The sequence below is a fragment of the Methylophilus sp. DMC16 genome (assembly GCF_056314045.1).
This window is the reverse complement of record NZ_JBQUZC010000003.1, coordinates 489,242-515,706: the sequence shown is the minus strand read 5'-3', so window position 1 is coordinate 515,706 and position 26,465 is coordinate 489,242. Positions and strand designations below refer to the sequence as shown.

The following is a 26,465-nucleotide window of genomic DNA, read 5'->3' as shown; positions in this document are numbered from 1 at the left end:
TATGAAATTACATCTTTCTTAATTCACGCCAGCCGCTTATAGCTGCGCGATGTGTTGCAATCGCAACCGGGCAGCCGTGGTGATCTCGTTCTTTTCTGCCGCGGAAAGTTTTGCCACATGTTTCACCATCAAACTGGTCCGCGGATTGCGTGCAAACAATGCCTCATGCTTGATTAAAAATGCCCAATACAAGGTGGTGAACGGGCAAGCCTGCGCCCCCGTTTTTTGTTTAGGGTCATATTTGCAGTGCTGGCAATAATTGCTCATGCGCTGGATGTATGCACCACTGGCCACATACGGCTTGCTGGTAAAGCGGCCGCCGTTGGCAAACAGGGCCATACCCGCGACATTGGGTAACTCCACCCACGCCACTGCATCAACATACACCGCCAAAAACCAGTCCGAAACCTGTTGCGGGGACAATTCTGCCAGCGTGGCAAACAAGCCGAGCACCATCAGACGCTGAATATGATGCGCGTAACCATGCTGCAAAGTTTGCCCGATGCACTGCGCTAAACAATGCATGCCAGTTTGCCCCGTCCAGAACCAGGCGGGCAGCGCCCCTTGATGGTTAAAATAATTGGCCTTTTCCAGCGCGGGCATTTCCAGCCAATATACGCCACGGATAAACTCGCGCCAGCCCAAAATCTGCCGGATAAATCCCTCCACACTGGCCAATGGCGCTTGCCCCTGCCGATACGCCTGCTCAGCGGCAGCAATCACTTCGCGCGGATTGAGCAATTTGAGGTTTAAGGCCGAGGCCAGCAGTGAATGCCACAAGTATGGCTCTGCTTGCCACATCGCATCTTGATATGGGCCAAACCGCGCCAGCTTTTCTGCAACAAAATGTGCCAGCAAGGTGAGTGCTTGCTCACGGGTGACCGGCCATTGAAAGTCATCCAAGGCTCCCGGATGATCATGAAAGGTCTGATTGACCAGGGTCATCACGGCCTGGGTCACAGCATCGGGTGCAAAAGTGGGTGGCGGCCGCAGGTCTTGTGGCCCCTGCTTGCCCAAAGACTGACGATTGTCCTGGTCATAGTTCCAGTCGCCGCCCTCGGGCGCATCCCCCGCCATCAGAATCTGGTATTTTTTACGCATGCTGCGGTAAAAAAACTCCATGCGCAAAGAAGTATTTTTTTCACCGTAGTGATCCGCCCAGCGCTTGAACTGGTCGATGCTGCACATAAAGTGGGTGTCTTGCAGCACCTGCAGTGGCGTGGCAGATTGATCAGCCACGGCCTGTAATTGCTGCCAGATGCGCCAGTCACCGGGCTCGCATACTTTGAGGGCGAGTGGCCGATGCTGTTGCACCATCGCTTGCCAAACGGCTGGCAAATCGGGATGGGCCTGATCATCCAGCGCAAAATAGGTCAGCGGAAAGGATTGCGCACGCAAGCACTCGGCAAAATGCCGCATGGCAGAAAGAAACAGGGTAATGCGCTGACGGTGTGACCAAACATGGGTAGACTCTTGTCTGACCTCGGCCATTACAATATGGTCTTGTGCAGGATCAAAATCCAGCAGGGCCGGGTTATCCAGTGTCAGCTGGTCACCCAAAATAATCACCAGATGCCTCATGACGCTTTTGTGCGAGGCTGACGGCGACAACGTTCAGAACAATATTTGACCTGTTCCCAATTCTTGGCCCAGGCCTTGCGCCAGGTCATGGGCTTGCCACATTGCTGGCAAAGCTTGCTTGGTAGCTGTGTCTTGTTGCCTTTGAAGTCTGAAATCATGCCTCAAAGACTGGAATGGCGTCCGATGGTTCCTTAAATACCTTTTTTTGCTGATAGCAGCGGCTGGCAATCTTGCAGATTTCGATAAAGTCTTCCGCCACCAGCGCCGCACGCCCGAGCAAGCCGCCATCAATATCTGGCATGCTCAACAAGCTGTGGGCATTTTGCGGGGTCATGCTGCCGCCATACACAATGCGGATTTGGTCGGCAAATTCGCGATCACGCTCGGCAATCATCATGCGGATAAACGCATGCATCCGCTGCGCCTGATCCGGGCTGGCATGCTCGCCGGTGCCTATCGCCCACACGGGTTCATAGGCGATCACCATATTGAATTTTTTGGCCAGCGCAAATGCTTCGTCATCCAGGCCATACACCACATTCAGCATCTGGTTACGCACAATCAACTCGGCCATATCGCCATCGCGCTCATCTAGCGTTTCACCCACACAAAAAATCGGCGTCAGCCCGGCATGCAGGGCATTGAGCATGCGCTTGGTGGCAACCTGGTTGCTTTCCAGCTTGAGCGCACGGCGCTCGGAATGCCCGATAATGGTGTAGGTGCAACCGAACTCGGCGACCATTTTGGCCGAAATACAGGAGGTAAATGCGCCCTCTGTATACTGGCTGACATTTTGCGCGCCCCAGGCAATGGCCGAATCCTGCAACAGGGCTTGCGCCTGAAACAGGTAGACATAGGGCAGGCAGACCGCCGCATCCATGCCCTGCAGATCGTGCAGATCTTGCTTGAGACGGTTGAGCAAGCCCTGGTTTTCGAGCAACCCACCGTGTAGCTTCCAGTTACCAACCACTAATTTTTGTCGCATGATGTTTCCTTTATTCATGCCCCCTCGTGCGGATTGTTGATGTGCTCAACTTATGTTCTTACTTGTCTTTTTACTGACCTTGTTGCTTGCGTTGATGATGCGTTTAACCCGGTGTCACCGGCGGTTAATAAATAGCCGCCATTTTCTCCAGTGAAATCACCTTGATTTTGCTGGCCTGACCGGCACTGCCAAAGGCCTCAAACCGCTCTTTGCACAAATGCTGCGCCGCGGTAATGGCTTCCTTGAAGTATTTGCGCGGATCGAACTCTTCAGGATGTTCGGCCATATGTGCGCGGATCGCCGCAGTCATTGCCAGACGGATATCGGTATCAATATTGACCTTGCGCACCCCGTTTTTAATGCCCTCGACAATTTGAGACACCGGCACGCCATAGGTTTCCTTGATATTGCCACCATATTGCCGGATCTGCTCCAATAAAGACTGTGGCACGCTGGAGGAACCATGCATCACCAGATGCGTATTGGGGATTTTGGCGTGAATCTCGCGAATGCGTTTAATCGACAAGGTTTCGGCTGAAGGCGGCCGTGTAAATTTATAGGCGCCATGGCTGGTCCCAATGGCAATGGCCAGCGCATCGACCTTGGTGGCCGCGACAAAGGCAGCCGCTTCGTCAGGGTCCGTCAGCAGCTGTGACTCGTCCAGCTTGCCTTCAGCGCCGACGCCATCTTCCTCGCCTGCCATGCCGGTTTCAAGCGAACCCAACACCCCGAGCTCGCCTTCCACCGAGACACCCACCGCATGCGCAAACTCAACCACTCGGCGGGTCATCTCGACATTGTATTCATAACTGGCTGGCGTTTTGCCGTCCTCTTTGAGTGAACCATCCATCATCACGCTGGAAAAACCACTACGGATCGCCATCTGGCAGACCTTGGGCGAGGCCCCGTGATCCTGGTGCATACACACTGGAATATGGGGATATTGCTCAATCGCTGCTTCCACCATTTTGCGCAGAAAAGACTCGCCCGCATAACCGCGCGCTCCAGCAGAAGCCTGCAAAATCACCGGGCTATCCACCTCATCCGCCGCCTTCATGATGGAGAGAATCTGTTCCATATTGTTGATATTGAAGGCGGGCAGTCCATAACTGTGTTCGGCCGCGTGGTCCAATAATTGTCTGAGCGAAATTAATGCCATATGTCACACTCCTTTTAATCAGTGGCTTGCGGATGATCACTGTCTTGCCAATGATACTCGCGCAAGCGCTGTATTTCCTGTTTGGCGCCTAACAGTACCGGCACGCGTTGATGACAACTGTCCGGCTGGATAGCCAGAATCGGCTGCTTGCCGTCTATGCTCTCGCCCCCGGCCTGGCTTACCAGCAAGCTCATCGGGTTTGCTTCATAAAGTAATCTTAACCGCCCGGCCCTGACAGGTTGCTTACGGTCGTGCGGATAAAGAAACACGCCACCCCGGGTTAAAATCCGGTGCACATCCATGACCATGCTGGCGCACCAGCGCATATTGAAGTCGCGACCGCGCGGACCATCGGCGCCTTGCAGGCATTCGTTGATATAACGCTGCATGGCAGGCGCCCAGTAGCGCTGGTTACTGGCATTGATAGCAAATTCCGAGGTCTCCTCGGCGATTTGTACCGTTTGCTGGGTCAACATAAAGGTATTGCTGTCATGATCCAGCGTAAATACATGGGTGCCTTGCCCCAGCGTCAGCACCATCAACGTGGCCGGCCCATACATGAGATAGGCTGCGGCACGCTGGTCCTGGCCAGGTTGTAAAAAAGCCTGCTCACCGAGGGTAGAGACACCAATATTCGGCAGCACCGAAAAAATACTGCCGACCACGCCGTTAATCGCCAGGTTAGAAGAGCCATCCAGCGGATCCATACTGACCAAAAATGGTGCATCCAGCGTCTCAAACAGCACCGGATGATCTTCTTCTTCTGACAGCACGCCAGCGACCACCGCAGAAGCGCGCAGTTGCGCCACCGCCAGTTCATGGCTGCGGATATCCAGCTTCATCTGTGTTTCGCCCTGCACATTGGTGCTGGTCATTTTTTCGGTCACGCCCTGCAGCGCCCCTTGGCGGATCAGCGCCGCAATCTCAATGCCCGCCTGGGCCAAATGAGAGACCAGCACATTCAGACTGTGATTTACAGAGACTTTTTCTAAGAACACCTCTAATTGCATGGCAATCACCTTCAGGTTGAATATTGTTAGGCCATGTCACACTGTAACATTGATAGCCGTCATTAAAAGAGCGATGACGCACTGAAATCCAGTGCAGTTATCCCGCACAGGCTATAAAGAATTGCATGCAATGTTTATGCCTGCTATCTGGTAGACGCCCTCACACTGACAATGTTCAACCCAATTGATGACAGCCATGCTGTCGCAGCGGGGAATAGTTAAGTTGGCAGAGTGGAAGCTACTGCAGAAAGTAGCTGTTGAATTGCCTGCTGCGCGGCAATAAAGCCCGCACTCGCCGTCACGCAGATACTGGAACCATAGCCCGCACAATGCAGGCCAGTCAGGCCCGCTTGAGGCGTCTCGCAAGCCTCCTGCGGGCGTTCCACGGGCTCGTCTGAATACACGGCCATGAGGCCAAACTTGCTTGATTTTTTGTGATCCGAGGCTTTGGGAAAGCCATGGTCACGGCGCAATTGATTGCGCACTTTTGACAGCATGCGGTCGCCCTGCACATGCGCGAGGTCCGCCAGGCGCAACCGCGTCGCATCAAGCTTGCCCCCGGCGCTGCCCACCATCACCAGCGGTAAGCTGTGCTGTTTGCAGTAAGCCGCCAGCGCAATTTTGGCTTTGGTGTCATCCATGCAGTCCACAATCAGGTCTGGTTGCCCGGCCAGCATTTGCGCGAGATTGTCCGGCGTCACAAAATCCTCAATCTCGTTCACCACACATAACGGGTTAATTTCGGCAATCCGCTCCTGCATGGCAGTGACCTTGGCCTTGCCCAGATTGCCTGACAGCGCATGAATCTGGCGATTCATATTCGATTCGGCAATATTATCCAGGTCTACCAGCGTGAGCTTGCCCACCGCATTGCGCGCCAGTGCCTCAGCGGCCCAGGAGCCGACGCCACCGATGCCGATCACCATAACATGCGCTTGCTGCAAACGCGCCAGGCCCGGCTCACCATACAAGCGGCGCACGCCGGAAAAGCGACGTTCCATGTCGACATCGACAGACAAGTCCAAATCCATTACCCCTAGCTCGTTTCCAGCACCACATACGCCAGGGCAAGATTTTTCTCATCACTGATGCTGATATGCGACTGGTGGATATGATGCTGTTTGAGAAAAGCCTGCAAAGCGGTAGATAATTGCAGCAAGGGACGCCCCAAGGCATCATGCGTCACCGCGATGTTATGGAAGCTGACTTCACCGCGAATGCCGGTACCGATGGCTTTGGCAAAGGCTTCTTTCGCCGCAAACCGTTTGGCCAGAAAGCGGGCTTTGAGCTGGCTAGCCTGGTAGTCAGCCCATTCGGCATCGGCCAGAATGCGCTTGGCAAAGGCCTCGCCAAACTGCTCCAGTGACGCCTGAATGCGCTCAACCTCAACAATATCCGCGCCTATGCCATAAATCATCGCCACTCCTTCTCTGCCATGGATGCGTGTTTATCTGCTGGAAAATTCTTTCATCAGTGCTTTCATTTCGCGCACGGCATGGTCCCAGCCCACAAACAAGGCATGCGCCACAATCGCGTGGCCGATATTCAGCTCTTCAAAGCCTGGCAAACGCGCAATATGATGCACATTGTGATAATGCAGGCCATGCCCGGCATTCACCACCAAACCGGCGGCTTTGGCATGATTGAGGGCAGTGGTAATTTTATCCAGTTCGGCCAGTTGCTCTTTTTCAGTTTCCGCATCGGCAAAGGTGCCGGTATGCAGCTCAATCACAGGTGCGCCCATCTTGGCGGCCGCATCAATTTGCGCCAGATCTGGTGCAATAAACAAGGAGACACGGATACCTTGCTCAGACAGTTTTTTAACGGCGTGTTCGACTTTGGCATAGTGAGTCAATACATCCAGCCCGCCCTCCGTCGTGCGTTCTTCCCGCCGCTCTGGCACCAGGCAGACATCCTGTGGTTTAACCTGAATGGCGATATCAATCATCTCGCTGGTCACCGCACATTCCAGATTCATTTTGGTTTGCAGTAACGGCCGCAAGGCAAAAATATCCGCATCCTGCATGTGGCGCCTATCCTCGCGCAAATGTAGCGTGATGCTGTCAGCGCCGGATTGTTCGGCACGCAATGCAGCTTGCACCACGCTGGGGTATTTGGTACCACGCGCCTGACGGATGGTGGCCACGTGATCGATATTGACGCCTAGTTTTAACATAGTTGACTGAGTAAGAGAACGGACAAAGCCCTATTTTACCTGCTGACAGTGTAAAACCATACCATTAAGCGTTGCCATCAACCATCAATCTGCGGAGCAGTCTGTGTAGATCACCAGCAAATGGGACCACAGTGCATGCCTAGGCCGCTGTCACGCGAATATATCTCGGCCGTCATCAAAGATTAACCCGCGTCCGCCATCATGCCCGCGTAGTAAACACTTTCAACACTACCATGCCCCTGCCAGGGGATGTTAATCAAGCGGGATAATTGTGAATAAATCAAAAGTATTTAAATCAACGGCCATGGTGGCCGCTGTCGCGGGCCTGTCATTCGGTGCCGTGTCGTTAGTCTCTGGCCTGGAAGTCAAGCCTATGCCCGCCCCTACCGAAGGTAAAGGTTCCTGGATGGCAGGTGACCTGCATACCCATACCGTGGAGTCTGATGACTCTCGCACGACGCAGACCCTGGACTTTTTGCTGGACAAGGCGCTCGGCACTTACAAACTGGACTGGATGATTCTGAGCAATCATTTGCGCTCTTCCAAATATGATCAGAACGGCAATTTGCTGGCCAAACCCGTGCCATTTGCCTATGCGATGGAGTCGATTGAGATTCCGCACGTGAAAGACATGCAGGCAGGCGGCACTTACGCAGACAAGATGATACTTTCGGCGGCAGAATGGGATATGCCTACCCATGACCATGCCAATGTAGTCATGTTCCAGAATGAATCGACGCTGGAGACGTCTACCGATGGCGCCAAAGAATTCCAGTACCTGTTTACCACCCTGTCTGAATCGTTGTTTAACCCGCAGGATGTCGCGGCCTGGAAAAACAGGAATGGTTCGATTCGCCCGAACCAAACCGGCGCCGACGCCTTGTCCGCGATCGCCTGGTTAAAAAACCATTATCCGACCACCAGCTTTGCTACCATCAACCACCCGTCTCGCAATCCAAACAAGTATACGATCAAGGACTTTCGTCAAATGAATGACTTGGCCCCGGATATCGTGTTTATGATTGAAGGCATGGTCGGTAACCAGATGGAGCCTGACCGTGGCGGCTATACCTCTGCCTATATTGACGCGAACCTGCCTAACCGCACCTATGGCGGCGTGGACGCCGTTGTTGCCAAAGTGGGCGGCGTATGGGATGCGCTGTTAGGCGAAGGTCGCCACGTTTGGAACATCGCAGACTCCGATTCACACTTCAAGATTGATGCGGCCAGCAATAGCAGCGGCTACTATCCAGGCGAATATGCCAAGAACTACGTGTGGATGCCAGAAAGCGGCAAAGGCACAGCCACCGGCTTGATCGCCAGTCTGCGTGAAGGCCGCATGTTTGGCGTGTTTGGTGACTTGATCAATGCCCTGGACTTCCGCGTCGTCGGTTCGTCTGGCACCGCATTTATGGGCCAGGAAATCAAGGTTGGTGCGGGTGAAAAAATCAAATTGACCATCCGCTTCAAGAGCCCGGATCTTAACAATTACCTGAAGCCGGTTGATGGTAACACCCTCGCCAACATGAAGCCTGTGGTCAACCATGTGGACTTAATTGTCGGTGATGTCACGCCCAAAGCCAGCCCGGACTCTGCGGCTTACAACGTTGCCACCAACCCGTCTACACGCGTGCTGAAGCGATTCACCGCAGCTGACTGGAAAGTAGGCAAAGATGGGTTTGCCTCGGTGACTGTGCAGCTGGTCGCCAACAAAAACCAGTACTTCAGATTGCGCGGCACCAATCTGGCGGTGGATGCGCCTGGATTCAGCTACAACGGCGAACCGCTGGCAGACCAGAAAACCTGGGTACTGAACAATCAGGGCGGCGTGGATAACAATGGTCGTGTCAACGCGATTAACGACCGCAACTACAGCAGCCTCTGGTTTTACTCCAACCCGGTGTTCGTTTCCGTTCGTTAAGATGAAAGAGGAGGCGCAAGACGCACCTCTTCATCGACACATGACGGGCGTTTGATTGATTTAACTTTTTTAGGATTTGTGATGCAATTGATTAAATATTTAGTAGTGTTTCTGGCGCTCACCTTTGCTGGTAGCGGTGTAGCACTGGCCGATTATCGTTACAACATTGTGGCGGTCGATGATGTGAATGGCGACCCAACCTTCTCTGGCAGCATGACCACCAGCGCGCCATTTTCATTAAACTATAATTTCAGCGTGCTGGACTTTGTCCTGAATGACCCCTTGGACAACGTCAGCTATCGCTCTAGCGATTCCAGCATTAGCATAGACAAACAGGGGTTTACGTTTGCAGCCAATAACGGCGCGTCGACGTTTATCCTGACGTTGTATCCTGATAATAGCTATTTCTCTGAGTTCACCGCACAGGGACTATCCACGGTCAGCAATTCGGGCTATTTCAGTTTTGTTCAGCAAGCAACTGCCGTTCCTGAGCCAGAAACCAACGCCATGCTCCTGGCTGGCTTGGCTGTGTTTGGCTTGCTGGCACGTCGCCAACAGAAAGCCGCCTAAATTCAGGCCGGCTTTGTGAGACGTATTAAGCAAGGCCGAATCTAGCGCTGCCGGTCAGCTTATGACTGGACACCAAGCCAAGGTGAGTGCTGATCTGTCACTCACCTTGCCCCCCCGAGATCATTCCCAGTCGAACGCGAGATCGCGCCAATGACGGACTCAGAACCCTTGTAAATCCACCAGCAATTGCCGGGTATGCAAGGGCTTTTCACCCAGATAATGCTGTAATAAATAACGCATCAACTGCTTGCTTTGCGCTTGAGTGGTGCTATCGCTGTAGTCGCCACGCGCCATTTGTAGCAGCGTATTGCCCAGAATCAGCAGGCCGTTTTTAGTGGCAGACGGATCACAGGCGCCATAATCTGCCTCAAAACGGTAGGTGCTATCGGCATGGATGATTTCACCATGTTCATCATGGGTGAGCGGAACGGCGTAGCCGAGTTCTTGCAACATTTTGAGTTCAAACTTGCGCATGACCATGGCCAGTTGCGTGCCATCTACCGGCATCGGCAGGGCCGACAGTGTCTGTACGGTTTGTGCGTAATATTCAAATAGCTGCACATGGGCATCGTCGCGCGGCAGCAGCCGCAGCAACAGCTCGTTCATGTAAAAGCCGCACATCAGCGCATCGCCCCTGAGCAAGGTGAGGCCGGTCATCCACTCCAGGTCATGCAGGGTTTTGAGTTCATTTTTACCCGACCAGGTGCCAGCCAGTTGCTGAAAAGATTGCAGCATGCCACGCATGGCTGAAAGCGGGCGGCGCGCGCCTTTAGCCACGGCGGCAATGCGGCCCAGGTCGCGACTGAACATTTCGACGACCAGGCTGGTTTCTTTAAAGGGATAGGTATGAAGAATGAAAACCGGTTGCAGGCTTTGTTTGTGGCTGCCTGAATCAGAAGGTTTTACTGCCATGTGGATGCCAGTAGATAAGAACCTGCCAGGCTAGAAACCCAGGCTTTTTAGCGCGCGCGCATCGTCTGCCCAACCACCTTTTACCTTGACCCAGGTTTCAAGATAGACTTTGGAGCCAAACAGCTTTTCCATGTCCTGGCGCGCTTCGGTTGAAATCTGTTTTAATTTTTCGCCACCCTTGCCAATGATCATGGGCTTCTGGCTTTCTTTATCGACAATGATCGCCGCAAAAATGCGGCGCAGGTTTTTCACCGTTTCAAACTTTTCAATTTCTACCGTCACCGAGTAAGGCACTTCATCACCCAACAGGCGGAACACCTTTTCGCGGACCAGTTCGGCGGCCAGAAAGCGCTCGTTTTTATCCGTCAGTTCATCTTCGGCATACATGGCAGCTTGCTCGGGCAGATGCTCGCGAATCGCGGCTAACAGCTCATCCAGATAAAGATTCTTTTTAGCACTAACCGGGATAATGTCCGCAAAGTCAAACAGCAAGTCAAAGTCCTGAATCAGGGGCAGCAAGTTGCCTTTGTCGCCCATGAGGTCGGCTTTATTCACCACTAGCAATACCGGTTTGTTCTTAGGCAGCAGTTTAAGCACCAACTCATCGGCCTCGCCCAGTTTCATCGGCTCGATCACAAACAGTACCACATCGACTTCGGTCAATACCTGGGTGACGGTCTTATTAAGCGACTTATTGAGCGCGTTAATATGCTTTTGCTGAAAACCCGGGGTATCGACAAACAGAAACTGCGTGTCTTCAGTGGTATGAATCCCGAGCAGACGGTGACGGGTGGTCTGCGCCTTGCGCGAAGTAATCGCCAGCTTCATGCCCAGAATATGGTTGAGCAAGGTCGATTTGCCCACATTGGGTCTGCCCACGATGGCAATGGTGCCACAACGGAAATGGTCTGAGGCTGTTGTCTGTTCTGTCATGATTGTATCTTGTCCATGGCCAATTTGGCCGCTTGTTGCTCAGCCACGCGGCGGCTGGTGCCCACGCCTGTGGTCGTCAACTTGAGTTTTTTAATTTCACATTGCACGGTAAACGTTTGTGCATGTGCTTCGCCTTCGATAGAGACCACCTGATATTCAGGCAAATCCATTTTTTTGCTTTGCAGGTATTCCTGCAACTGCGATTTGGCATCCTTGTCGATCGATGTTGGATCTATGGTCTGCAGCTTGTCGCGATATAACAAGGCCACTACTTGCTGCGCAGCGTCAAAGCCGCCATCCAGATAGACAGCACCGACAATCGCCTCCAGCGCATCGGCCAGAATAGACGGGCGACGCCAACCCGCACTTTTTAACTCGCCCTCGCCCAACTTGAGCGCATCGCCCAAATGCAGGCTGATGGCAATCTCGGCCAGACTGGATTCTTTGACCAGCTTGGCCCGCAATCGGCTTAAATCGCCTTCGGGGATATCGGGAAACAAATTGAACAGCTGGTGGGCAATGATAAAGTTTAAAACGCTATCGCCTAAAAACTCCAGCCGCTCATTATTGGTGGCCGAAAAGCTGCGGTGCGTGAGCGCCTGCTGCAGCAAGTCAGGTTGCAAAAATTGGTAACCAATTCTGGTTTGTAAGACAGGCAGTACGCTCATTGAATGACGATCCCTTTTGCCACTAGGATTTGCTGGCAGCATCAAAATCAATCAACAGAGACATGGTCTCAGTGAGCGGGATCTTTTTCTGGTAGCGCATGGCCACCGCCCCTGCACTGATTTCGAGCTCACGGCTGGAAACGTCTTTAATACTATCGACCTGCATCTGACGATCAAACGCCGTACGCATGTCCTGCTCGCTTTGCAACAGCGGGTCATGCGCAATCCGGTTAATCGTGGATTGAATCGAGAAATACTCCATATAGGCAGGCAAGGCTTTCAAGGCGACTAGGCCCAAAATGCCAAATGCCGTCAGTACCAGTAAAAAACCGATAAAGCCGATCCCGTGTTGATCAGAAATCTTTGAGTATTTCATAGATGCTTTCCTCAAAAAGAGACGTCTCGCCACGGCTGACCGCAGCATTAGCCGATACGTTGCCCGATACGGCGCCACTGGTCAAAATTGAACCAGATAAAGAAGGCTTTACCCACCAGATGTTTTTCGGCGACAAAGCCCCAGACACGGCTGTCAGAACTATTGTCACGGTTATCGCCCATGGCAAAGTATTCGCCTTCAGGCACGGTAATGGTTTCGCCCTGCATGAAGCGGTCACCCAGACTACCTGGGCCATATTGGTTCATGATGTCATGAATCAGTACATCATGCTTGACGTCGCCCAGTTGCTCGCTCAGGCGTGAGGCGGTGACATCCACCGCACGGGCGTTGCCGCTTTCGTCGTTAACGCTCAAGGCATATTGGTAAGGCGCGATAAAATCCAGGCTAATCACCTTGCCGTTAATAGTCAGCTGTTTGTCACGGTACTGAATCTTGTCGCCGGGCAGACCAACCACACGCTTGATATAGTCGATTGATGGGTCTGGCGGATAATGAAACACAAATACGTCACCACGCTGCGGCTTACCCATGGGGTAAAACACATTATTGAGGATGGGTACACGCAGGCCATAGGTGAATTTATTGACCAGAATATAGTCACCCGCCAACAGCGTCGGCATCATCGAGCCGGAAGGAATCTTGAATGGCTCGACGATAAATGAGCGGACGGTAAATACCAGCAGAATGACCGGGAAAAAGCTTTTACTGTATTCCACATACCATGGATCAGGCACCTCTCCGAGCGCACCGGCTTGGCGCTGCTTGCGCAGCACCAGGATATCCAGCAGCCAGATCACCCCTGACACCAGCAAAATCACCAACATAAAAATTGCAAAATACATGCTTGTTTCCTGAGTAAGCACCATCACGCGCGGTGATGATGAATCGTGATTATTTATCTTCTACACGCAAGATCGCCAGGAAGGCTTCTTGTGGAATTTCCACATTGCCCACCTGCTTCATACGCTTTTTACCTTCTTTTTGTTTTTCCAGCAACTTGCGCTTACGCGTAATATCGCCGCCGTAACATTTAGCCAGCACGTTTTTACGCATCGCCTTCACAGTTTCACGCGCAATAATATTGGCGCCGATAGAGGCCTGGATGGCAATATCAAACATTTGCCGTGGAATCAGCTCGCGCATTTTAGAAACCAGTTCGCGACCACGATAAATGCTGTTGGCGCGGTGCACAATCAGGCTCAATGCATCCACACGCTCACCGTTCACCATGATATCCAGCTTGACCAGATCGGCCGCACGGAACTCGAGAAACTCGTAATCCATCGAGGCATAGCCACGCGAAACCGACTTCAGTTTATCAAAGAAGTCGAGCACCACCTCATTCAGCGGCATTTCATAACTCAACATCACCTGGCGGCCCATATACTGCATATTACGCTGGACACCGCGCTTGTTATTACACAAGGTCATCACCGGCCCGACATAGTCTTGCGGCATGAGCAGATTGACTACAATCATGGGCTCACGAATTTCTTCAATGCGTGAAGGCTCAGGCAGACGTGACGGGTTTTCGATTTGTATGACTTCGCCACTTTTGAGCAATAGCTCATAAATCACGGTGGGCGCGGTCGTAATCAGATCCATATCGTACTCACGCTCCAGGCGCTCTTGTACGATTTCCATATGCAACAAACCGAGGAATCCGCAGCGGAAACCAAACCCCAGTGCTGTGGAATTTTCTGGCTCGAACTGCAAGCTGGAGTCATTCAGGCTCAATTTTTCCAGCGCAGTACGCAACGATTCAAACTGGTTGGATTCGACCGGATACAGCCCTGCAAACACTTGCGGCTTGACTTCTTTAAAGCCTGGCAGTGGCTCAGTGGCAGATTTCCCGGCCCCGGCAAGCGTCACCGTATCGCCGACCTTGGCCGCCGCCAGCTCTTTAATACCGGCAATGATAAAGCCGACCTCACCCGCACTCAGTTGCTGGCGCTGCAGAGACTTGGGCGTAAACACCCCCACCTGCTCACACAGGTATTCGGCACCGGTGGCCATCAGGCGGATTTTTTCCTTGGCACGCAACACACCATCCACCACGCGCACCAGCATGACCACGCCCACATAGTTATCAAACCAGGCGTCGATCACCAGCGCTTTCAAGGGTGCAGAAACATCGCCTCTAGGGGGTGGCACTTTGGCGACCACTTCTTCCAGCACATCGCGCACACCCTCGCCGGTTTTGGCTGAGCAACGCACCGCATCAGTGGCATCCACCCCAATCACATCTTCAATTTCCTGTGACACGCGCGCAGGGTCTGCCGATGGCAAGTCGATCTTGTTCAGGACGGGCGTCACTTCCACGCCGAGATCAATCGCGGTATAGCAGTTAGCCACACTTTGCGCTTCCACGCCTTGCGAAGCATCCACCACCAGCAATGCACCTTCACAGGCCGATAAGGAGCGGCTGACTTCATAGCTAAAGTCAACGTGCCCAGGGGTATCAATCAGGTTGAGGAAATAGGTTTCGCCATTATTGGCTTTGTATTGCAACGCCGCTGTTTGTGCCTTGATCGTAATGCCGCGTTCACGCTCGATATCCATGCTATCGAGCACTTGCGCTTCCATCTCGCGTGCTTCCAGGCCACCGCACAACTGGATAATGCGGTCAGCCAAGGTGGACTTGCCGTGGTCAATGTGGGCAATGATCGAAAAATTACGAATATTTTTCATGTTCTGTTATGCGTTATTTACAAGCAAGAAAGGCGCTTGAAGCGCCTTTCAAATCGTGCGTATTTTACAGCAAATGCATGAATATCAGTGATTTATTTTGTTTGCGGCAAGTGCGGGCGGCCCTATAAAGCGCACAGCCAAACCCAGGAAAATTTCCCGATTAATCCCTTTTTAAATGCGAACAGCATGCTCGCCTGACCGTTCTGCATTAAAGTTTGCAAACGTCCACGCTTATGGGGACGCTGCATTCACTAAAAACATATTTCAGGGAGTAAATCTTATGTACAAAGTCGTGCTTGTACTCACTTCAGCACTGTTGGCTGGTTGTGCCTCACCCGCCGCCATTGACAAAATGACAGTCAAACCGGCCACTCACAGCTCTTTGCCTAATGCGCAACTTAAAGAAAACGTCACCATTCAAGCAGTCTCTGGCGGAAAATCGACCAATCCCCTGTGGGTTTCCAAGGTCGGCAATGATGGATTCAAGCAGGCTCTTGAGGAGTCTTTGCGTAATGCAATGTTGTTGAGCAATGCCGGACAAAGCAGCAAATACACATTGGACGCCAAACTATTAAGCCTGGATCAACCGGTTGCCGGGCTGGACATGACAGTGACAGCTGCCGTGGAGTACACCCTCACAGAACGCGCAACCCAAAAAGTCCTTTACTCAAAAATCATTTCTACGCCCTACACTGCGACGTTTAGCGACTCAGCGATTGGCTTTATTCGCATCAAAATTGCTAACGAGGGTGCCATCCATGAAAATATTCGCAGTGTGATTGAAGCGTTGAATCAATTAAAACTCAGCAGTGACACTATTTCCATGCTCGCCTACTAAATCCCCCACCTCAAAAACAAAAAAGACAGGTCGCCCTGTCTTTTTTGTTCACTGCAAGCAGCCGTGCCTTATTTTACTTTAATCGGCACATACAGCGTGCTATCTCCACGCTGCACCAGCACAGCAATCGTTTTGCCACTGGCAACCGCATTGATCTGTTTGTTAAAGGCATCCACGCTCTGGCTTTCATTGTTATTCAAACCGAGAATGACATCACCGCGACGGATCCCGGCCTGTGCAGCCGCGCCCACACTTTCAATCACAAGCAGGCCATTCTTGCCGTTGAGCTTTTTCTTTTGCTGTGGCGTCAATTCACGCAGGGTCAAGCCTATCTTGTTGGACTCGGCCTTAGTGGGTTCTTTGCTGGTTGCGGCAGCTTCAGGTTGCTCGCTCGGCATTTCACCAACGCCCAGTTGCAAGGTTTTGCTGGCACCTTTACGCAGGATTTCTACCGGCACCACTTTACCCGGTTTGGTGGCTGCCACCACACGAGGCAAATCACTCGATGTCGTAATCGGCTTGCCGTCAAACTTGAGAATAATGTCACCGGCTTCTAGCCCACCTTTGTCAGCCGGGCTGTTTTTCTCGACGCCTGCAATCAAGGCACCGCTGGTTTGCTTGAGGCCAAATGACTCAGCCAGGTCTTTGGTCACTTCCTGAATGCCAATCCCGAGCCAGCCGCGTGAAATGCGGCCATTGGCCTTGAGCTGGTTGGAAATATCAATGGCAACATCAATCGGAATACTGAATGACAAGCCCATGGAACCGCCATTCTTGCTGTAGATTTGCGAGTTGATGCCGACCACTTCACCGCGCAAGTTAAACAACGGCCCACCTGAGTTACCCGGGTTAATGGCGACATCGGTTTGAATAAACGGGACATAGTTTTCTTGCGGTAAGGCGCGACCCTTGGCACTGACAATACCGGCCGTCATCGTGTTTTCGAGACCAAATGGCGAACCAATCGCTGCCACCCATTCCCCAACTTTCAACGCATTCGGGTCCCCTACAGTCACCTTGGGCAAGCCGGTCGCCTCGATCTTAATCAAGGCCACATCGGTGCGCTTGTCAGCACCAATAATTTTGGCTTTGAATTCACGCTTGTCATACAGCTTCACCAGCACTTCATCGGCCTCGTTCACCACATGCGCGTTGGTTAAAATATACCCATCGCTACTCAGGATGAAGCCCGAGCCCAGTGACTGGGTTTTATAATCCTGCCCACCTTCCTGACCTGGCATCCCGGGCATGCCTGGAATGCCGAAGCGGCGCAAAAATTCTTGCAAGTTCTCATCGTTGGGCATGCCTGGAAAACCGATGGTACCGCCGCCGTGCACCACCGAAGTAATGCTGATATTCACTACTGCCGGACCTTGTTTTTCCGCCAGTTCGGTAAAATCAGGCAAGTCCTTTGCCTGGGCATGCAAGATTGGTTGGGTCAATGTGATGGCACACGCGAACATGAGGCCAGACATCCATCGTCTCATCATGATTATTCCTATCATTTAATGATTATTAAAAATTAAGTTGTTGATTGTACATGCCGACCATTCCTGACCAGCATGCGTTTGCTATTGCATGTAAATGGTGCCATTGCTGAGAAATACAAGCGCCAACTGAGACGCGCCAAAACACACCATAACAGCGAATTGAAGAGGATAGCAATGAAATATTGCGGCATGATTTCAAGGAGGCGGGACCAAGGCAAGCACAAACAGACAGGCAGCCATTACTTTTTGAAGGTCACTTGCTGCGCAATCTGTTCCACGGTTTGCGCCGGAACTTCCCCCACCACCACCAGCTGGTAGCCATTGAGGACATGGGCGTACACATTGGTAGAGCCCATATTTTTCTTACCGACTCGGGGCTGCATGCCTTTGACCATCGGCTCGACAAACAGTGACACCGAAGCCAATCCATCAGAAAAAATCCATTGCTGCACAGGAGCAGTCCTGCCGGGCACTTTTAAACTGATCTGGTCAACCTTTTTATAGCCCGTCGGCAAATTCGGCACCACCAGATTGTCTTCTACATGCGTAAGCTCGGTGGTGTCATCCATCACATAAGGCTTGGTCGCATCAATCTTGGGCTGAAACCAATCCAGATCTTTGGTATGCAGCATAGACACCTGGTTAAACCCAATTTGCTCCAAGGTATGCCCTTGCATATCCATCATGCTCATTTTGAGCAACAAGCCATATTCAGTATCAGACCAGATGCGGTACTGGTAACGAAGATTGTCATTCGGCACCATGTCGATGACCTGTGCCAGACGCCCGGCAATGCGTTCCTGTCCGACAAACTTGAGCTTGTAATTTTGCTTGAGGGGATACAGCTGTGTGGGCAGCATGGCCGGAAACAAATTTTGGCCTCGGCGCTTCTCAATCACGACCTTGTCATTTTTAGCATTAAAAATGACAATATCATCGCCTTCACTGAATACTTCACGCGGGCGGCCATCCAGCACCACATTGCGTGTGAATTCGCGGCCGCCTTCATAAATGTGGGTGATTTGCACCGAACGGATCATGGAGCCATTGTGATAGACAAACAGCCCCTGATAATTGAGCTCTCTGGCAGCAGAGGCGGTTTTCTGCATGGTTGACCATAAATCTTCTTCAGCAAAGGCCGCCTGCTGCACCATGAACAGGCATGAAATCGAAGCAACAATCCGCCAAAACATAGCAGTAGCAACAACCAAATGATGAGTGAAAGAAATTTTATTCGCCAGCCGTATAGGCAACATTATGCGTGTAATAAGTCACACTACTCGGCGCATAATTATGATGAGCCAATACATATTGCTCGGTATCATTGTCGGCAATCTGCGCAGGGGCAGGCGCCTCAGGTTGATTAAGCACAAACATGCCAACAAAAAAGGCAGCAGCCACAGACGCGGCAATAGACCAGGTGTACTTGTCAAAACGAGGGCGGATACGCGTCACTTTGTCGGCATTGGCGATGGCTTGCGGCGCCAATAGTGTCGGTTCATCTTCAAGTGCGGTCATAATGCGGCTGGTCATGTCTGACTGCATCCACAGCTCATCGCGCATGACGTCACGGATCACGTGATACTCGCACCAGGCTTGTGCGACCTCGCCAGAAGATTTGGCCGCCAAGAATATATGTTCACAGCGTTCAACATCGACCTCACCGTCGACCAAGGCAGATAATTGCTGCTTCATAATAACCCCAAATCAATCAATGTTTTTATGTTAGCATTTAACAAAAAATTTGTCATAACACCTACACACCCAATCAAATTTTTATAACAAATCATGCCACTACCAGCGCTTATTGTGTGGCGTATCCAACAACGGCCTCAATTTGGCGGCAATGGTCTCACGGGCACGGAAAATACGGGATCGCACTGTGCCAATCGGGCACTGCATGACGCTGGCAATGTCCTCGTAACTCAAACCCTCTAGCTCACGCAAGGTGATCGCAGTGCGCAACTCATCTGGCAACGCAGCAATCGCATCATTCACGGTTTGCGCAATTTCCTTGGTCATCAGGGATGTTTCAGGCGTCTCCATCGTACGCATGTCTTCACCTTCATCGAAATTCTCGACATCCTCAATTTCGACATCCTGCATCACCTGCGGCTTGCGCCCCATGGACACCAGATAATTCTTGGCCGTGTTAATGCCAATCCGGTACAGCCAGGTATAAAACGCACTGTCCCCACGGAAACTGTGCAGCGCACGATAAGCCTTGATAAAAGACTCCTGCACCACATCTTCCACTTCTGCCTGATCGCGGATCATACGCGACAGCAAGCGGCCCAACTTGCGATGGTATTTTTCCACCAGCAATCCAAAGGCGCGTTTATCGCCTTGTTGAGCGCGTTCAACCAGCATCTGGTCAAACTCTTTATTCTCTTGCTGTTTGGCGCTCGCCGCCTGAACAGTCATATCGCGATGACTCCCTTGGGTAATTTTATGATTGGGAGTAGTATACGCTTTTGTGTTATTTTCGACGAACCCAGTGCGCGTTAACGCCTCTAAATTTGCTGTGTGTAACATCGTCTCATCCCTTAGTATTGTTTGCAGTTGCAACACGCAATGCGAACACTAGTACGACTGACCGCCCTCTTCAAAAGTTCCGTTGACCACGCCCGTTTATGAATAAAGTGTTTGATGTCTTGATTATTGGTAGTGGCCTGGCTGGCCAATCGCTGGCCTTACGACTGGCCGATCAATACCGGGTATGTATCTTGAGCAAACGCGAACTGACCATGAGTGCCAGCAACTGGGCACAGGGCGGCATAGCGGCGGTACTCAATAGCGAAGATTCGGTAGAGGCGCATATCAAAGACACGCTGGACGCTGGCGCGGGCCTGTGCGACAGCGAAGTCACCCGCATGGTGGTGACCAGTGGCCGCGACAGCATAGACTGGTTATTGCAGCAAGGCGTGAATTTTACGCGTGAAGCTCAAGATGACCGCCTGCATCTCACCCGCGAGGGGGGGCACAGCCACCGGCGCGTCGTCCACGTGGCCGATGCCACGGGCCAGGCGGTGCAAACTACGCTGACCGATCGCGTACGTGCCCACCCCAACATTACCATTCTGGAACACCATATTGCGGTGGACCTGATCACCACACACAAACTGTTCAAGCAAACCGAGAATGATGGCCCCAACCGTTGCCTGGGGGCCTATGTGCTGAACAACCAGACCGGCAAAGTAATCACACTGTCTGCCCAATACACAGTGACGGCCACAGGGGGCGCGGGTAAAGTCTATTTGTATACCACCAACCCTGACATCAGCACCGGCGACGGTATTGCCATGGCCTGGCGTGCGGGTTGCCGCGTGGCTAACCTGGAGTTTGTGCAGTTTCACCCTACTTGCCTCTATCACCCGCACGCCAAATCATTTTTGATTTCAGAAGTGCTGCGTGGCGAAGGCGGCTTGCTATTATTGCCTGATGGCACCCGCTTTATGCCTTGGCATGACGAGCGTGCGGAACTGGCCCCGCGCGATGTAGTTGCGCGCGTCATCGACTTCGAGATGAAAAAGCGCGGACTGGATTGCGTTTACCTGGACATCAGCCATAAACCACTGGATTTCATCCAGTCCCACTTCCCGAATATTTACCAGCGCTGCCTGCAATTGGGCATTGATATCAGCAAGCAACCGATTCCCGTGGTGCCTGCAGCGCATTACACCTGTGGCGGCGTCATGACCGACATCCATGGCCGCACCGATATTGACTGCCTGTATGCCATTGGCGAGACCGCCTGCACCGGCCTGCACGGCGCCAACCGCCTGGCCAGCAACTCCTTGCTGGAGTGTCTGGCCTTCAGTCGCAGCTGCGCCGAAGATATCCGGTCACAGGGTCAGCAACCGACCATTTCCTTGCCGGACTGGGACGAAAGCCGCGTTACCGACGCCGATGAAGAAGTACTGATCACCCACACCTGGGACGAGTTGCGCCGGTTCATGTGGAACTACGTAGGGATTGTGCGGACCACCAAACGCCTGAGCCGCGCACTGCATCGCATCCATATGCTGCGCGATGAAGTACATGAGTTTTACAGTAACTTTAAAGTCAGTCACGACCTCATCGAACTACGTAACCTGTTACAGGTGGCGGAATTGATTGTCCGCAGCGCCATCGAACGCCATGAAAGCCGTGGCTTGCATTACAGCAAAGACTACCCAGACCTGTTGCCCGAAGCCATTCCTACCGTCCTCACCCCGGACAACTATACCAGCTTGCTTGATTAGCGTATGGCCACTCGCGTTCGTGTGTTGTGCAGATGGCTGGCCCCCTGCCTGTGGCTCATGCTCTGCAATAGCAGTATTGCCGCCCCAGAACTTGAAAAAATCATTGATGGCGACACGGTATTGATACAGGCGCAAGGCAGCCATTATCGCTTGCGTTTGCTGGACATTGATGCGCCTGAGCTGCACCAAGCATTTGGCAAGCAATCCCGCCGTAGCTTGAGCCAACTGTGTGCCGGTGCAAAGATTACGGTCAACACCCAAGGCCAAGATCAATATGGCAGGCAACTGGGCCACCTCTACTGCGATGGCACAGAGGCCAGCCAGTTTCAGGTGGCGCAAGGGATGGCTTGGTTTAATGCGCGCTACTCAACACGCACCGCCTTGCAGGCCTTGCAACAGCAGGCACAACAACAAGGCTTGGGTTTGTGGCAATCAAGCGAGGCGATGCCACCCTGGCAATGGCGAAAATTATACGGTCAACATTATCGTCACCAAGACTGACACTGTCGCCACAATATCCTTTAGAATATTGTTTTAACAGCGAACTTTAGGATTCAACACATGCAAGTAGCAATGAACACCGTGGTCTCCATGACCTATAAACTGCAAAATAGCGATGGCGACATTCTGGAAGAAAGCCAGGAGCCGGTGGCCTACCTGCACGGCGGCTATGACAATATTTTCCCCAAAGTAGAAGAAGCCATGCATGGCAAAAATGTCGGCGACAAGGTAGAAGTAAGTCTGGACCCTGAAGATGCCTTTGGTGAGTACGACGACAATCTGGTGCAAATTGAACCGGCCAGCGCCTTTCCGAGCAAAGACCTTAAAGTCGGCATGCAGTTTGAAGGCGAAGACGAAACCGGCGACGTGATCCTTTACACCATCACCGATATTGCAGATGGTAAAGTCGTGGTCGATGGCAACCATCCCTGGGCCGGCCAGCGTCTGCTGTTCACGGCAACGATTGCCAGCGTACGCTCAGCCAATCAAGAAGAAATCGAGCACCAGCATGTGCATGGTGCCGGAGGTCATCACCACTAATCAACCCGCCAGCGCAAGCTGGCCTATCGCTTCTGGCTGGCGCAACTGACCCTGCGCCAGCACCATCACTTCATCGGCAATCTCTGCTAATTCAGCCCAGGCGATTTTTAAGCTTATCCCACCAGCCCAAGCCGGTCAGCGACTGTTTGACATAAATTCCAACCGGAACGAGCAGGATATCGCGCGAGTTCCAGCTGTTTGGCCCCCCTACACCGTCATCACTCGCATACCGCTTTGCTGGCTATTATTGTCTGGAAACTGCTTCATGGCATCCGTCAGGCTGGCTGCCGCGAATATCATGCGTTTTTTTCTTCAGCCCTGCTGAGCAATACATGTGTCATCAAGCGGATGAGACCGGCGACCAGCCATAGCACTTTATTCCTGTAGAGTGTGCCGCATCCCAAATCTTAATCATGCGCGCCTGATTGATGGCACGCGATAAAGCAAGGCTGTGATGCTGTCATCGTTATATTCAAATGAATGTTATGGAACTTAAAAATACGGTTTTTTTGAAAAAATCAGTTTTTTTGCAGGTGCTGGGTGATAAAGCCCAACTCATCCGCCGCCGCTTGCGCAGACTTTTGCAGGATGTGCTCATAGGCCTGGATCAGCGCCAAACCGAACGCCGTGACCTGTGCACCGCCGCCGTGTGCGCCTCCAGCGGCACTGAGGACGACCGCTTCGTCAAAACAATGATTCATCAAATCAACAAGCTCCCATGCCCGGCGATAAGACATGCGCATTTGCTTGGCAGCGGCTGAAATGGAACCGTGTTGCACAATGTGCTGCAACAACTCAATTTTGCCTGGACCTAGCGCGATCTGGCCTTGATGGCTGATCCTGATTTTAAGCAGTGAGGCGGACATAGGTAAACTACTCTGACTGAATATCTGTTTGCACAAAGGTTTCAAAAGGCGGCAACTCGGCCAGCGAACGCAAGTTCAAATCATCAAGAAAATGTTTGGTCGTGGCATACAGCGACGGGCGTCCAGGCACTTCACGCTGGCCGACCACATCGATCCAGTCACGCTCCTGCAATTGCCGAATCACATTCGGGTTAACCGCCACGCCGCGGATCTGCTCGATATCGCCCCGCGTCACCGGTTGACGATAGGCAATAATCGCCAGTGTTTCCATCACTGCGCGTGAGTATTTTGGCTGCCGCTCAGGATTCAGACGCGCCAGGTATTCGCTGTATTGAGCTTTGGCCTGAAAGCGGTAGCCGCTGGCCACTTGTACCAGATCCAGCGTTTTATCCGACCAGTCGGCCTTGAGTTCATCGAGCAACATGCGCAATGTCGCACGCTCCATGCGTCCGGCAAACAATTTGAGCAAATCGTCCAGAGACAGCGGCTGCGGCGAGGTGAGCAAGGCAGCCTCCAGCACTTGTTTCATCTCGGTAATGTTTTCCGGAGTATGCACGTCAAGTCTCCCGGCCAGTGGTATTGGCTTGCAGGTAAATGGTACCAAAAGCCTCCTGCTGCGTGATCAGAATCAAGCCTTCTTTGGCCAGCTCCAGCATGGCCAGGAAATTCACCACCAGCTTGGGCACGCCCTCAGTCCCCACATCGAACAGCTCGTCAAACCGCAATACCGGCGTTGCCGACAAGCGCCGCAACAACAGACTCATATGCTCGCGTACAGAGAGTTCCGCCCGCCCCAGTTTATGGTGCTGATTGAGCCTGGCACGCTTGAGCACATTGCGCCACGCCTCTACCAGATCATCCAGACTGACTTCAGGCGGCTTGACCAGTGACAGCCGCTCGTAATACGCCGCAGCCACCTCAATGTCTACGCCGACTTTGGGCAAGGCATCCAGCCGCTGTGCAGCCTGCTTGATCGCCTCATACTCCATCAGCCGTTTGACCAACTCAGCGCGCGGGTCGTCTTCCTCCTCCAGCTCTTGCGGCTTGGGCAACAGCATGCGTGACTTGATCTCAATCAGCATGGCTGACATGAGCAAGTAGTCGGCAGCCAACTCCAGATTCACCGCTTTCATTTTTTCCACATAGCCCATGTACTGCGTGGTCAGCTCAGCCATGGGGATGTCGAGAATATCCAGATTGTGCTTGCGGATGAGGTACAGCAGCAAATCCAGCGGCCCCTCAAAGGTCTCCAGATACACTTCCAGCGCATCCGGCGGAATATACAAATCTTGCGGCAAAGCCGAGAGCGGCTCGCCATTGATTCTGATCTGAGTGCTGTTGACGGAAAGCTCCATGCAGGGATTGTAGCGACTTGTCGCCGGCGCTTAAAGCTTATTCTGCATAAGGGTTGGGGAAGCCCAGCTTTTGCAGGATGCCGATCTCCAGCGCCTCCATCAGCGCCGCCTGCGCCTCAACCTCATGATCGTAGCCATGCATGTGCAGGACGCCATGCACCGTCATGTGCGCATAATGCGCCAGCACGGACTTGCCCTGCTCAGCGGCCTCTCTGCTAATCACCGGCGCGCAGATCACAATGTCGCCCATCAGGCAGGGCTCCTCTGCCAACGGGAAGGTCAGCACATTGGTCGCGTAATCCTTGCCGCGGTAATTCGCATTCAGTTGCTGGCCTTCTTCAGCATCGACAATACGGATCGTCAGGCTGGTATCTACGCGCAAGCTGGCGCGGATCCAGCGCTTGAATTGCGACACGCTGGGCACATCTGCCGCAGGTGTCGCCACTTGCAATGAAAAATCGAGTTGAGGCATAGCATCAAGTTTTATGTACAATATCCGACATTATAGAAAGAAAACCCTCAAAGGAAATGGTGTGATGACAAATCGCCCCAAGCTGGTGGTTGCCAACCGCAAAATGAACGGCAACCTGCCAGACAATGCCCGCTTTATGCAAAGTGTGTTGCAAGAGACGCGCCATCACCGGGCGCGCTATGCGGTGTGCCCGCCACATCCCTATTTGCAGCAGGCGCAACAATTACTGCAACACAGCCATGTGGCCTGGGGCGGACAAAACATGAGCCGCTTTGAGCGTGGTGCCTACACAGGCTCCGTCTCGCCGCTCATGCTCAAGGAGTTTGGCTGCACCTACGTCATTATCGGCCACTCTGAACGCCGCTTACGTGGGCACGAAAGTGATGAAAGCTGCGGAGAGCGTTTTGAAGCAGCCCTCAAGGCTGGGCTGACGCCCATCCTGTGTATAGGCGAAACCCTGGAAGAATACGAACTGGGCGAAACCGATCTCGTGGTAGTGAGGCAGTTGAACCCCGTCATTTCACATGTAGGCATCCAAGCGCTCGCCAAAGGCGTCATTGCCTATGAGCCGATCTGGGCCATCGGCACGGGTAAAGCCGCCAGTCCGCAACATGCCCAAGCAATTTTGTCTTTCATCCGCGGCCACATTGGGCTACTGGATGAACAGGTTGCAGAACAGATAACCTTGCTCTATGGTGGCAGCGTCAATCCCGGTAATGCTGCGCAATTAATGAGCATGCCAGATGTCGATGGCGGGCTGATCGGCGGTGCATCGCTGATCGTCGAAGACTTTATTCAAATCTGCCAGATTGCCAACGAGTTATCCTCCCTCAAGTCAGCTGCCTGAAAACACGTACCGTCCCGCCCCTGAGTGGTTGAGGTGCTCAGCGCGCAGCCAATAAAAAAGCCGACTTTCGTCGGCTTTTCTACATCCAAGTAAAACCAGATTACGGATGTCTGGATTACTTAGCTTCTTCAGCAGGAGCAGCTTCAGCAGGTGCAGCTTCAGCAGGAGCAGCTTCGGCTGGTGCAGCTTCAGCAGGAGCTTCAGCAGCAGGAGCTTCAGCAGCTGGGGCTTCAGCAGCAGGCGCTTCAGCAGCAGGTGCTTCTTCAGCTGGTTTTTCACCACAAGCAGTCAAAGCCAAAGCCAACAATG

30 protein-coding genes are annotated in these 26,465 nt (G+C 52.7%); 7 read left to right on the top strand and 23 right to left on the bottom strand.

Annotated elements, in window-relative coordinates; genetic code table 11:
• Window positions 1–36: 36 nt before the first annotated feature.
• The 8 genes from ACT53D_RS13970 to pdxJ all read right to left on the bottom strand — a co-directional run bounded on the left by ACT53D_RS13970 (window position 37) and on the right by pdxJ (window position 6,911).
• Window positions 37–1,581, bottom strand: coding sequence for a cryptochrome/photolyase family protein (locus ACT53D_RS13970; RefSeq protein WP_379073734.1), 1,545 nt, complete (start codon window positions 1,579–1,581; stop codon window positions 37–39).
• A complete protein-coding gene (locus ACT53D_RS13965) occupies window positions 1,578–1,739 on the bottom strand; it encodes a DUF2256 domain-containing protein (RefSeq protein WP_445241981.1) in 162 nt (53 codons plus the stop codon). Before ACT53D_RS13965 ends, ACT53D_RS13970 begins: the two co-directional genes overlap by 4 nt.
• On the bottom strand, window positions 1,736–2,566 hold the full coding sequence (gene tpiA / locus ACT53D_RS13960; RefSeq protein ID WP_476156759.1) for a triose-phosphate isomerase: 831 nt from the start codon (window positions 2,564–2,566) through the stop codon (window positions 1,736–1,738). The genes ACT53D_RS13965 and tpiA (ACT53D_RS13960) overlap by 4 nt, the downstream gene beginning before the upstream one ends.
• A 124-nt stretch (window positions 2,567–2,690) precedes the next feature.
• Window positions 2,691–3,725, bottom strand: a complete 1,035-nt coding sequence (fba, locus tag ACT53D_RS13955; RefSeq protein ID WP_194749496.1) for a class II fructose-bisphosphate aldolase — start codon at window positions 3,723–3,725, stop codon at window positions 2,691–2,693.
• A 14-nt stretch (window positions 3,726–3,739) separates the two neighbouring features.
• On the bottom strand, window positions 3,740–4,735 hold the full coding sequence (locus tag ACT53D_RS13950; protein WP_476156757.1) for a class 1 fructose-bisphosphatase: 996 nt from the start codon (window positions 4,733–4,735) through the stop codon (window positions 3,740–3,742).
• A gap of 218 nt (window positions 4,736–4,953) precedes the next feature.
• The gene (locus tag ACT53D_RS13945) at window positions 4,954–5,766 is read right to left on the bottom strand and encodes a tRNA threonylcarbamoyladenosine dehydratase (RefSeq protein ID WP_476156755.1); all 813 of its coding nucleotides are present in this window, start codon (window positions 5,764–5,766) and stop codon (window positions 4,954–4,956) included.
• 5 nt (window positions 5,767–5,771) lie between these two features.
• The gene (gene acpS / locus ACT53D_RS13940) at window positions 5,772–6,152 is read right to left on the bottom strand and encodes a holo-ACP synthase (protein ID WP_275356767.1); all 381 of its coding nucleotides are present in this window, start codon (window positions 6,150–6,152) and stop codon (window positions 5,772–5,774) included.
• Window positions 6,153–6,182: 30 nt separating this feature from the next.
• Entirely contained in the window at window positions 6,183–6,911 is a 729-nt protein-coding gene (gene pdxJ, locus ACT53D_RS13935) for a pyridoxine 5'-phosphate synthase (RefSeq protein ID WP_476156753.1), read from the bottom strand.
• Between the two features lie 271 nt (window positions 6,912–7,182).
• On the opposite strand from pdxJ, the gene ACT53D_RS13930 reads away from it, so the two are divergent.
• Together ACT53D_RS13930 and ACT53D_RS13925 are read left to right on the top strand one after the other, a co-directional pair.
• The gene (locus ACT53D_RS13930) at window positions 7,183–8,832 is read left to right on the top strand and encodes a hypothetical protein (protein WP_476156751.1); all 1,650 of its coding nucleotides are present in this window, start codon (window positions 7,183–7,185) and stop codon (window positions 8,830–8,832) included.
• An 81-nt stretch (window positions 8,833–8,913) separates the two neighbouring features.
• Complete coding sequence (locus tag ACT53D_RS13925) at window positions 8,914–9,402, top strand: PEP-CTERM sorting domain-containing protein (protein WP_313987229.1); 489 nt, start codon at window positions 8,914–8,916, stop codon at window positions 9,400–9,402.
• A 159-nt stretch (window positions 9,403–9,561) separates the two neighbouring features.
• Here ACT53D_RS13925 and recO read toward each other — a convergent pair whose 3' ends face one another.
• From recO to lepA, 6 genes are read right to left on the bottom strand one after another with little or no spacing between them, the layout of a single operon-like run.
• A complete protein-coding gene (recO, locus tag ACT53D_RS13920; RefSeq protein WP_194749482.1) occupies window positions 9,562–10,314 on the bottom strand; it encodes a DNA repair protein RecO in 753 nt (250 codons plus the stop codon).
• 30 nt (window positions 10,315–10,344) lie between these two features.
• A complete protein-coding gene (gene era, locus ACT53D_RS13915; RefSeq protein WP_476156749.1) occupies window positions 10,345–11,247 on the bottom strand; it encodes a GTPase Era in 903 nt (300 codons plus the stop codon).
• Entirely contained in the window at window positions 11,244–11,915 is a 672-nt protein-coding gene (gene rnc / locus ACT53D_RS13910; protein ID WP_194749480.1) for a ribonuclease III, read from the bottom strand. The genes era and rnc overlap by 4 nt, the downstream gene beginning before the upstream one ends.
• Window positions 11,916–11,937: 22 nt before the next feature.
• Window positions 11,938–12,291, bottom strand: coding sequence for a DUF4845 domain-containing protein (locus ACT53D_RS13905; RefSeq protein ID WP_476156747.1), 354 nt, complete (start codon window positions 12,289–12,291; stop codon window positions 11,938–11,940).
• 47 nt (window positions 12,292–12,338) lie between these two features.
• On the bottom strand, window positions 12,339–13,154 hold the full coding sequence (gene lepB / locus ACT53D_RS13900) for a signal peptidase I (RefSeq protein WP_194749478.1): 816 nt from the start codon (window positions 13,152–13,154) through the stop codon (window positions 12,339–12,341).
• A 49-nt stretch (window positions 13,155–13,203) separates the two neighbouring features.
• Entirely contained in the window at window positions 13,204–15,003 is a 1,800-nt protein-coding gene (gene lepA, locus ACT53D_RS13895; RefSeq protein ID WP_194749477.1) for a translation elongation factor 4, read from the bottom strand.
• A gap of 280 nt (window positions 15,004–15,283) precedes the next feature.
• On the opposite strand from lepA, the gene ACT53D_RS13890 reads away from it, so the two are divergent.
• Window positions 15,284–15,841 (top strand): hypothetical protein, encoded by a 558-nt coding sequence (locus ACT53D_RS13890; RefSeq protein ID WP_476156745.1) that lies wholly within the window; start codon window positions 15,284–15,286, stop codon window positions 15,839–15,841.
• Window positions 15,842–15,909: 68 nt separating this feature from the next.
• On the opposite strand, the gene ACT53D_RS13885 is transcribed toward ACT53D_RS13890, so the two are convergent.
• The 4 genes from ACT53D_RS13885 to rpoE all read right to left on the bottom strand — a co-directional run bounded on the left by ACT53D_RS13885 (window position 15,910) and on the right by rpoE (window position 19,755).
• Window positions 15,910–17,331, bottom strand: coding sequence for a DegQ family serine endoprotease (locus ACT53D_RS13885; protein WP_379073713.1), 1,422 nt, complete (start codon window positions 17,329–17,331; stop codon window positions 15,910–15,912).
• A 239-nt stretch (window positions 17,332–17,570) separates the two neighbouring features.
• Entirely contained in the window at window positions 17,571–18,524 is a 954-nt protein-coding gene (locus tag ACT53D_RS13880; protein ID WP_313987216.1) for a MucB/RseB C-terminal domain-containing protein, read from the bottom strand.
• 37 nt (window positions 18,525–18,561) lie between these two features.
• Complete coding sequence (locus ACT53D_RS13875; protein WP_476156743.1) at window positions 18,562–19,026, bottom strand: sigma-E factor negative regulatory protein; 465 nt, start codon at window positions 19,024–19,026, stop codon at window positions 18,562–18,564.
• Between the two features lie 99 nt (window positions 19,027–19,125).
• On the bottom strand, window positions 19,126–19,755 hold the full coding sequence (rpoE, locus tag ACT53D_RS13870; RefSeq protein WP_194749473.1) for an RNA polymerase sigma factor RpoE: 630 nt from the start codon (window positions 19,753–19,755) through the stop codon (window positions 19,126–19,128).
• A 209-nt stretch (window positions 19,756–19,964) separates the two neighbouring features.
• Here rpoE and nadB point away from each other — a divergent pair, with 209 nt between their 5' ends.
• The 3 genes from nadB to ACT53D_RS13855 are packed head-to-tail and all read left to right on the top strand — an operon-like array spanning window position 19,965 to window position 22,616.
• A complete protein-coding gene (nadB, locus tag ACT53D_RS13865) occupies window positions 19,965–21,575 on the top strand; it encodes an L-aspartate oxidase (protein WP_476156741.1) in 1,611 nt (536 codons plus the stop codon).
• Window positions 21,576–21,578: 3 nt separating this feature from the next.
• Entirely contained in the window at window positions 21,579–22,076 is a 498-nt protein-coding gene (locus ACT53D_RS13860; RefSeq protein WP_476156739.1) for a thermonuclease family protein, read from the top strand.
• A 60-nt stretch (window positions 22,077–22,136) separates the two neighbouring features.
• Window positions 22,137–22,616: an FKBP-type peptidyl-prolyl cis-trans isomerase gene (locus ACT53D_RS13855; RefSeq protein WP_194749471.1), complete on the top strand. Its 480-nt coding sequence runs from the start codon at window positions 22,137–22,139 to the stop codon at window positions 22,614–22,616.
• Window positions 22,617–23,134: 518 nt separating this feature from the next.
• Here the strand turns inward: ACT53D_RS13855 and ACT53D_RS13850 are convergent.
• Genes ACT53D_RS13850 through ybeY form a run of 4 tightly spaced genes read right to left on the bottom strand, consistent with a single transcriptional unit; the run spans window position 23,135 to window position 25,309 of the window.
• Window positions 23,135–23,482: a winged helix-turn-helix domain-containing protein gene (locus tag ACT53D_RS13850; protein WP_476145030.1), complete on the bottom strand. Its 348-nt coding sequence runs from the start codon at window positions 23,480–23,482 to the stop codon at window positions 23,135–23,137.
• A gap of 7 nt (window positions 23,483–23,489) precedes the next feature.
• Window positions 23,490–24,011 carry an SMC-Scp complex subunit ScpB gene (gene scpB / locus ACT53D_RS13845; RefSeq protein ID WP_228518940.1) on the bottom strand — a complete coding sequence of 174 codons (522 nt, stop codon included), beginning with the start codon at window positions 24,009–24,011 and terminating at the stop codon, window positions 23,490–23,492.
• Between the two features lie 28 nt (window positions 24,012–24,039).
• Entirely contained in the window at window positions 24,040–24,837 is a 798-nt protein-coding gene (locus tag ACT53D_RS13840) for a segregation and condensation protein A (protein WP_194749468.1), read from the bottom strand.
• 37 nt (window positions 24,838–24,874) lie between these two features.
• A complete protein-coding gene (gene ybeY / locus ACT53D_RS13835) occupies window positions 24,875–25,309 on the bottom strand; it encodes an rRNA maturation RNase YbeY (RefSeq protein ID WP_338656718.1) in 435 nt (144 codons plus the stop codon).
• A 64-nt stretch (window positions 25,310–25,373) separates the two neighbouring features.
• On the opposite strand from ybeY, the gene tpiA (ACT53D_RS13830) reads away from it, so the two are divergent.
• Window positions 25,374–26,156, top strand: a complete 783-nt coding sequence (tpiA, locus tag ACT53D_RS13830; RefSeq protein ID WP_194749466.1) for a triose-phosphate isomerase — start codon at window positions 25,374–25,376, stop codon at window positions 26,154–26,156.
• Here the strand turns inward: tpiA (ACT53D_RS13830) and ACT53D_RS13825 are convergent.
• Complete coding sequence (locus ACT53D_RS13825; protein ID WP_275356753.1) at window positions 26,145–26,435, bottom strand: hypothetical protein; 291 nt, start codon at window positions 26,433–26,435, stop codon at window positions 26,145–26,147. The two genes, tpiA (ACT53D_RS13830) and ACT53D_RS13825, sit on opposite strands and share 12 nt — an antisense overlap.
• Window positions 26,436–26,465: the final 30 nt, after the last annotated feature.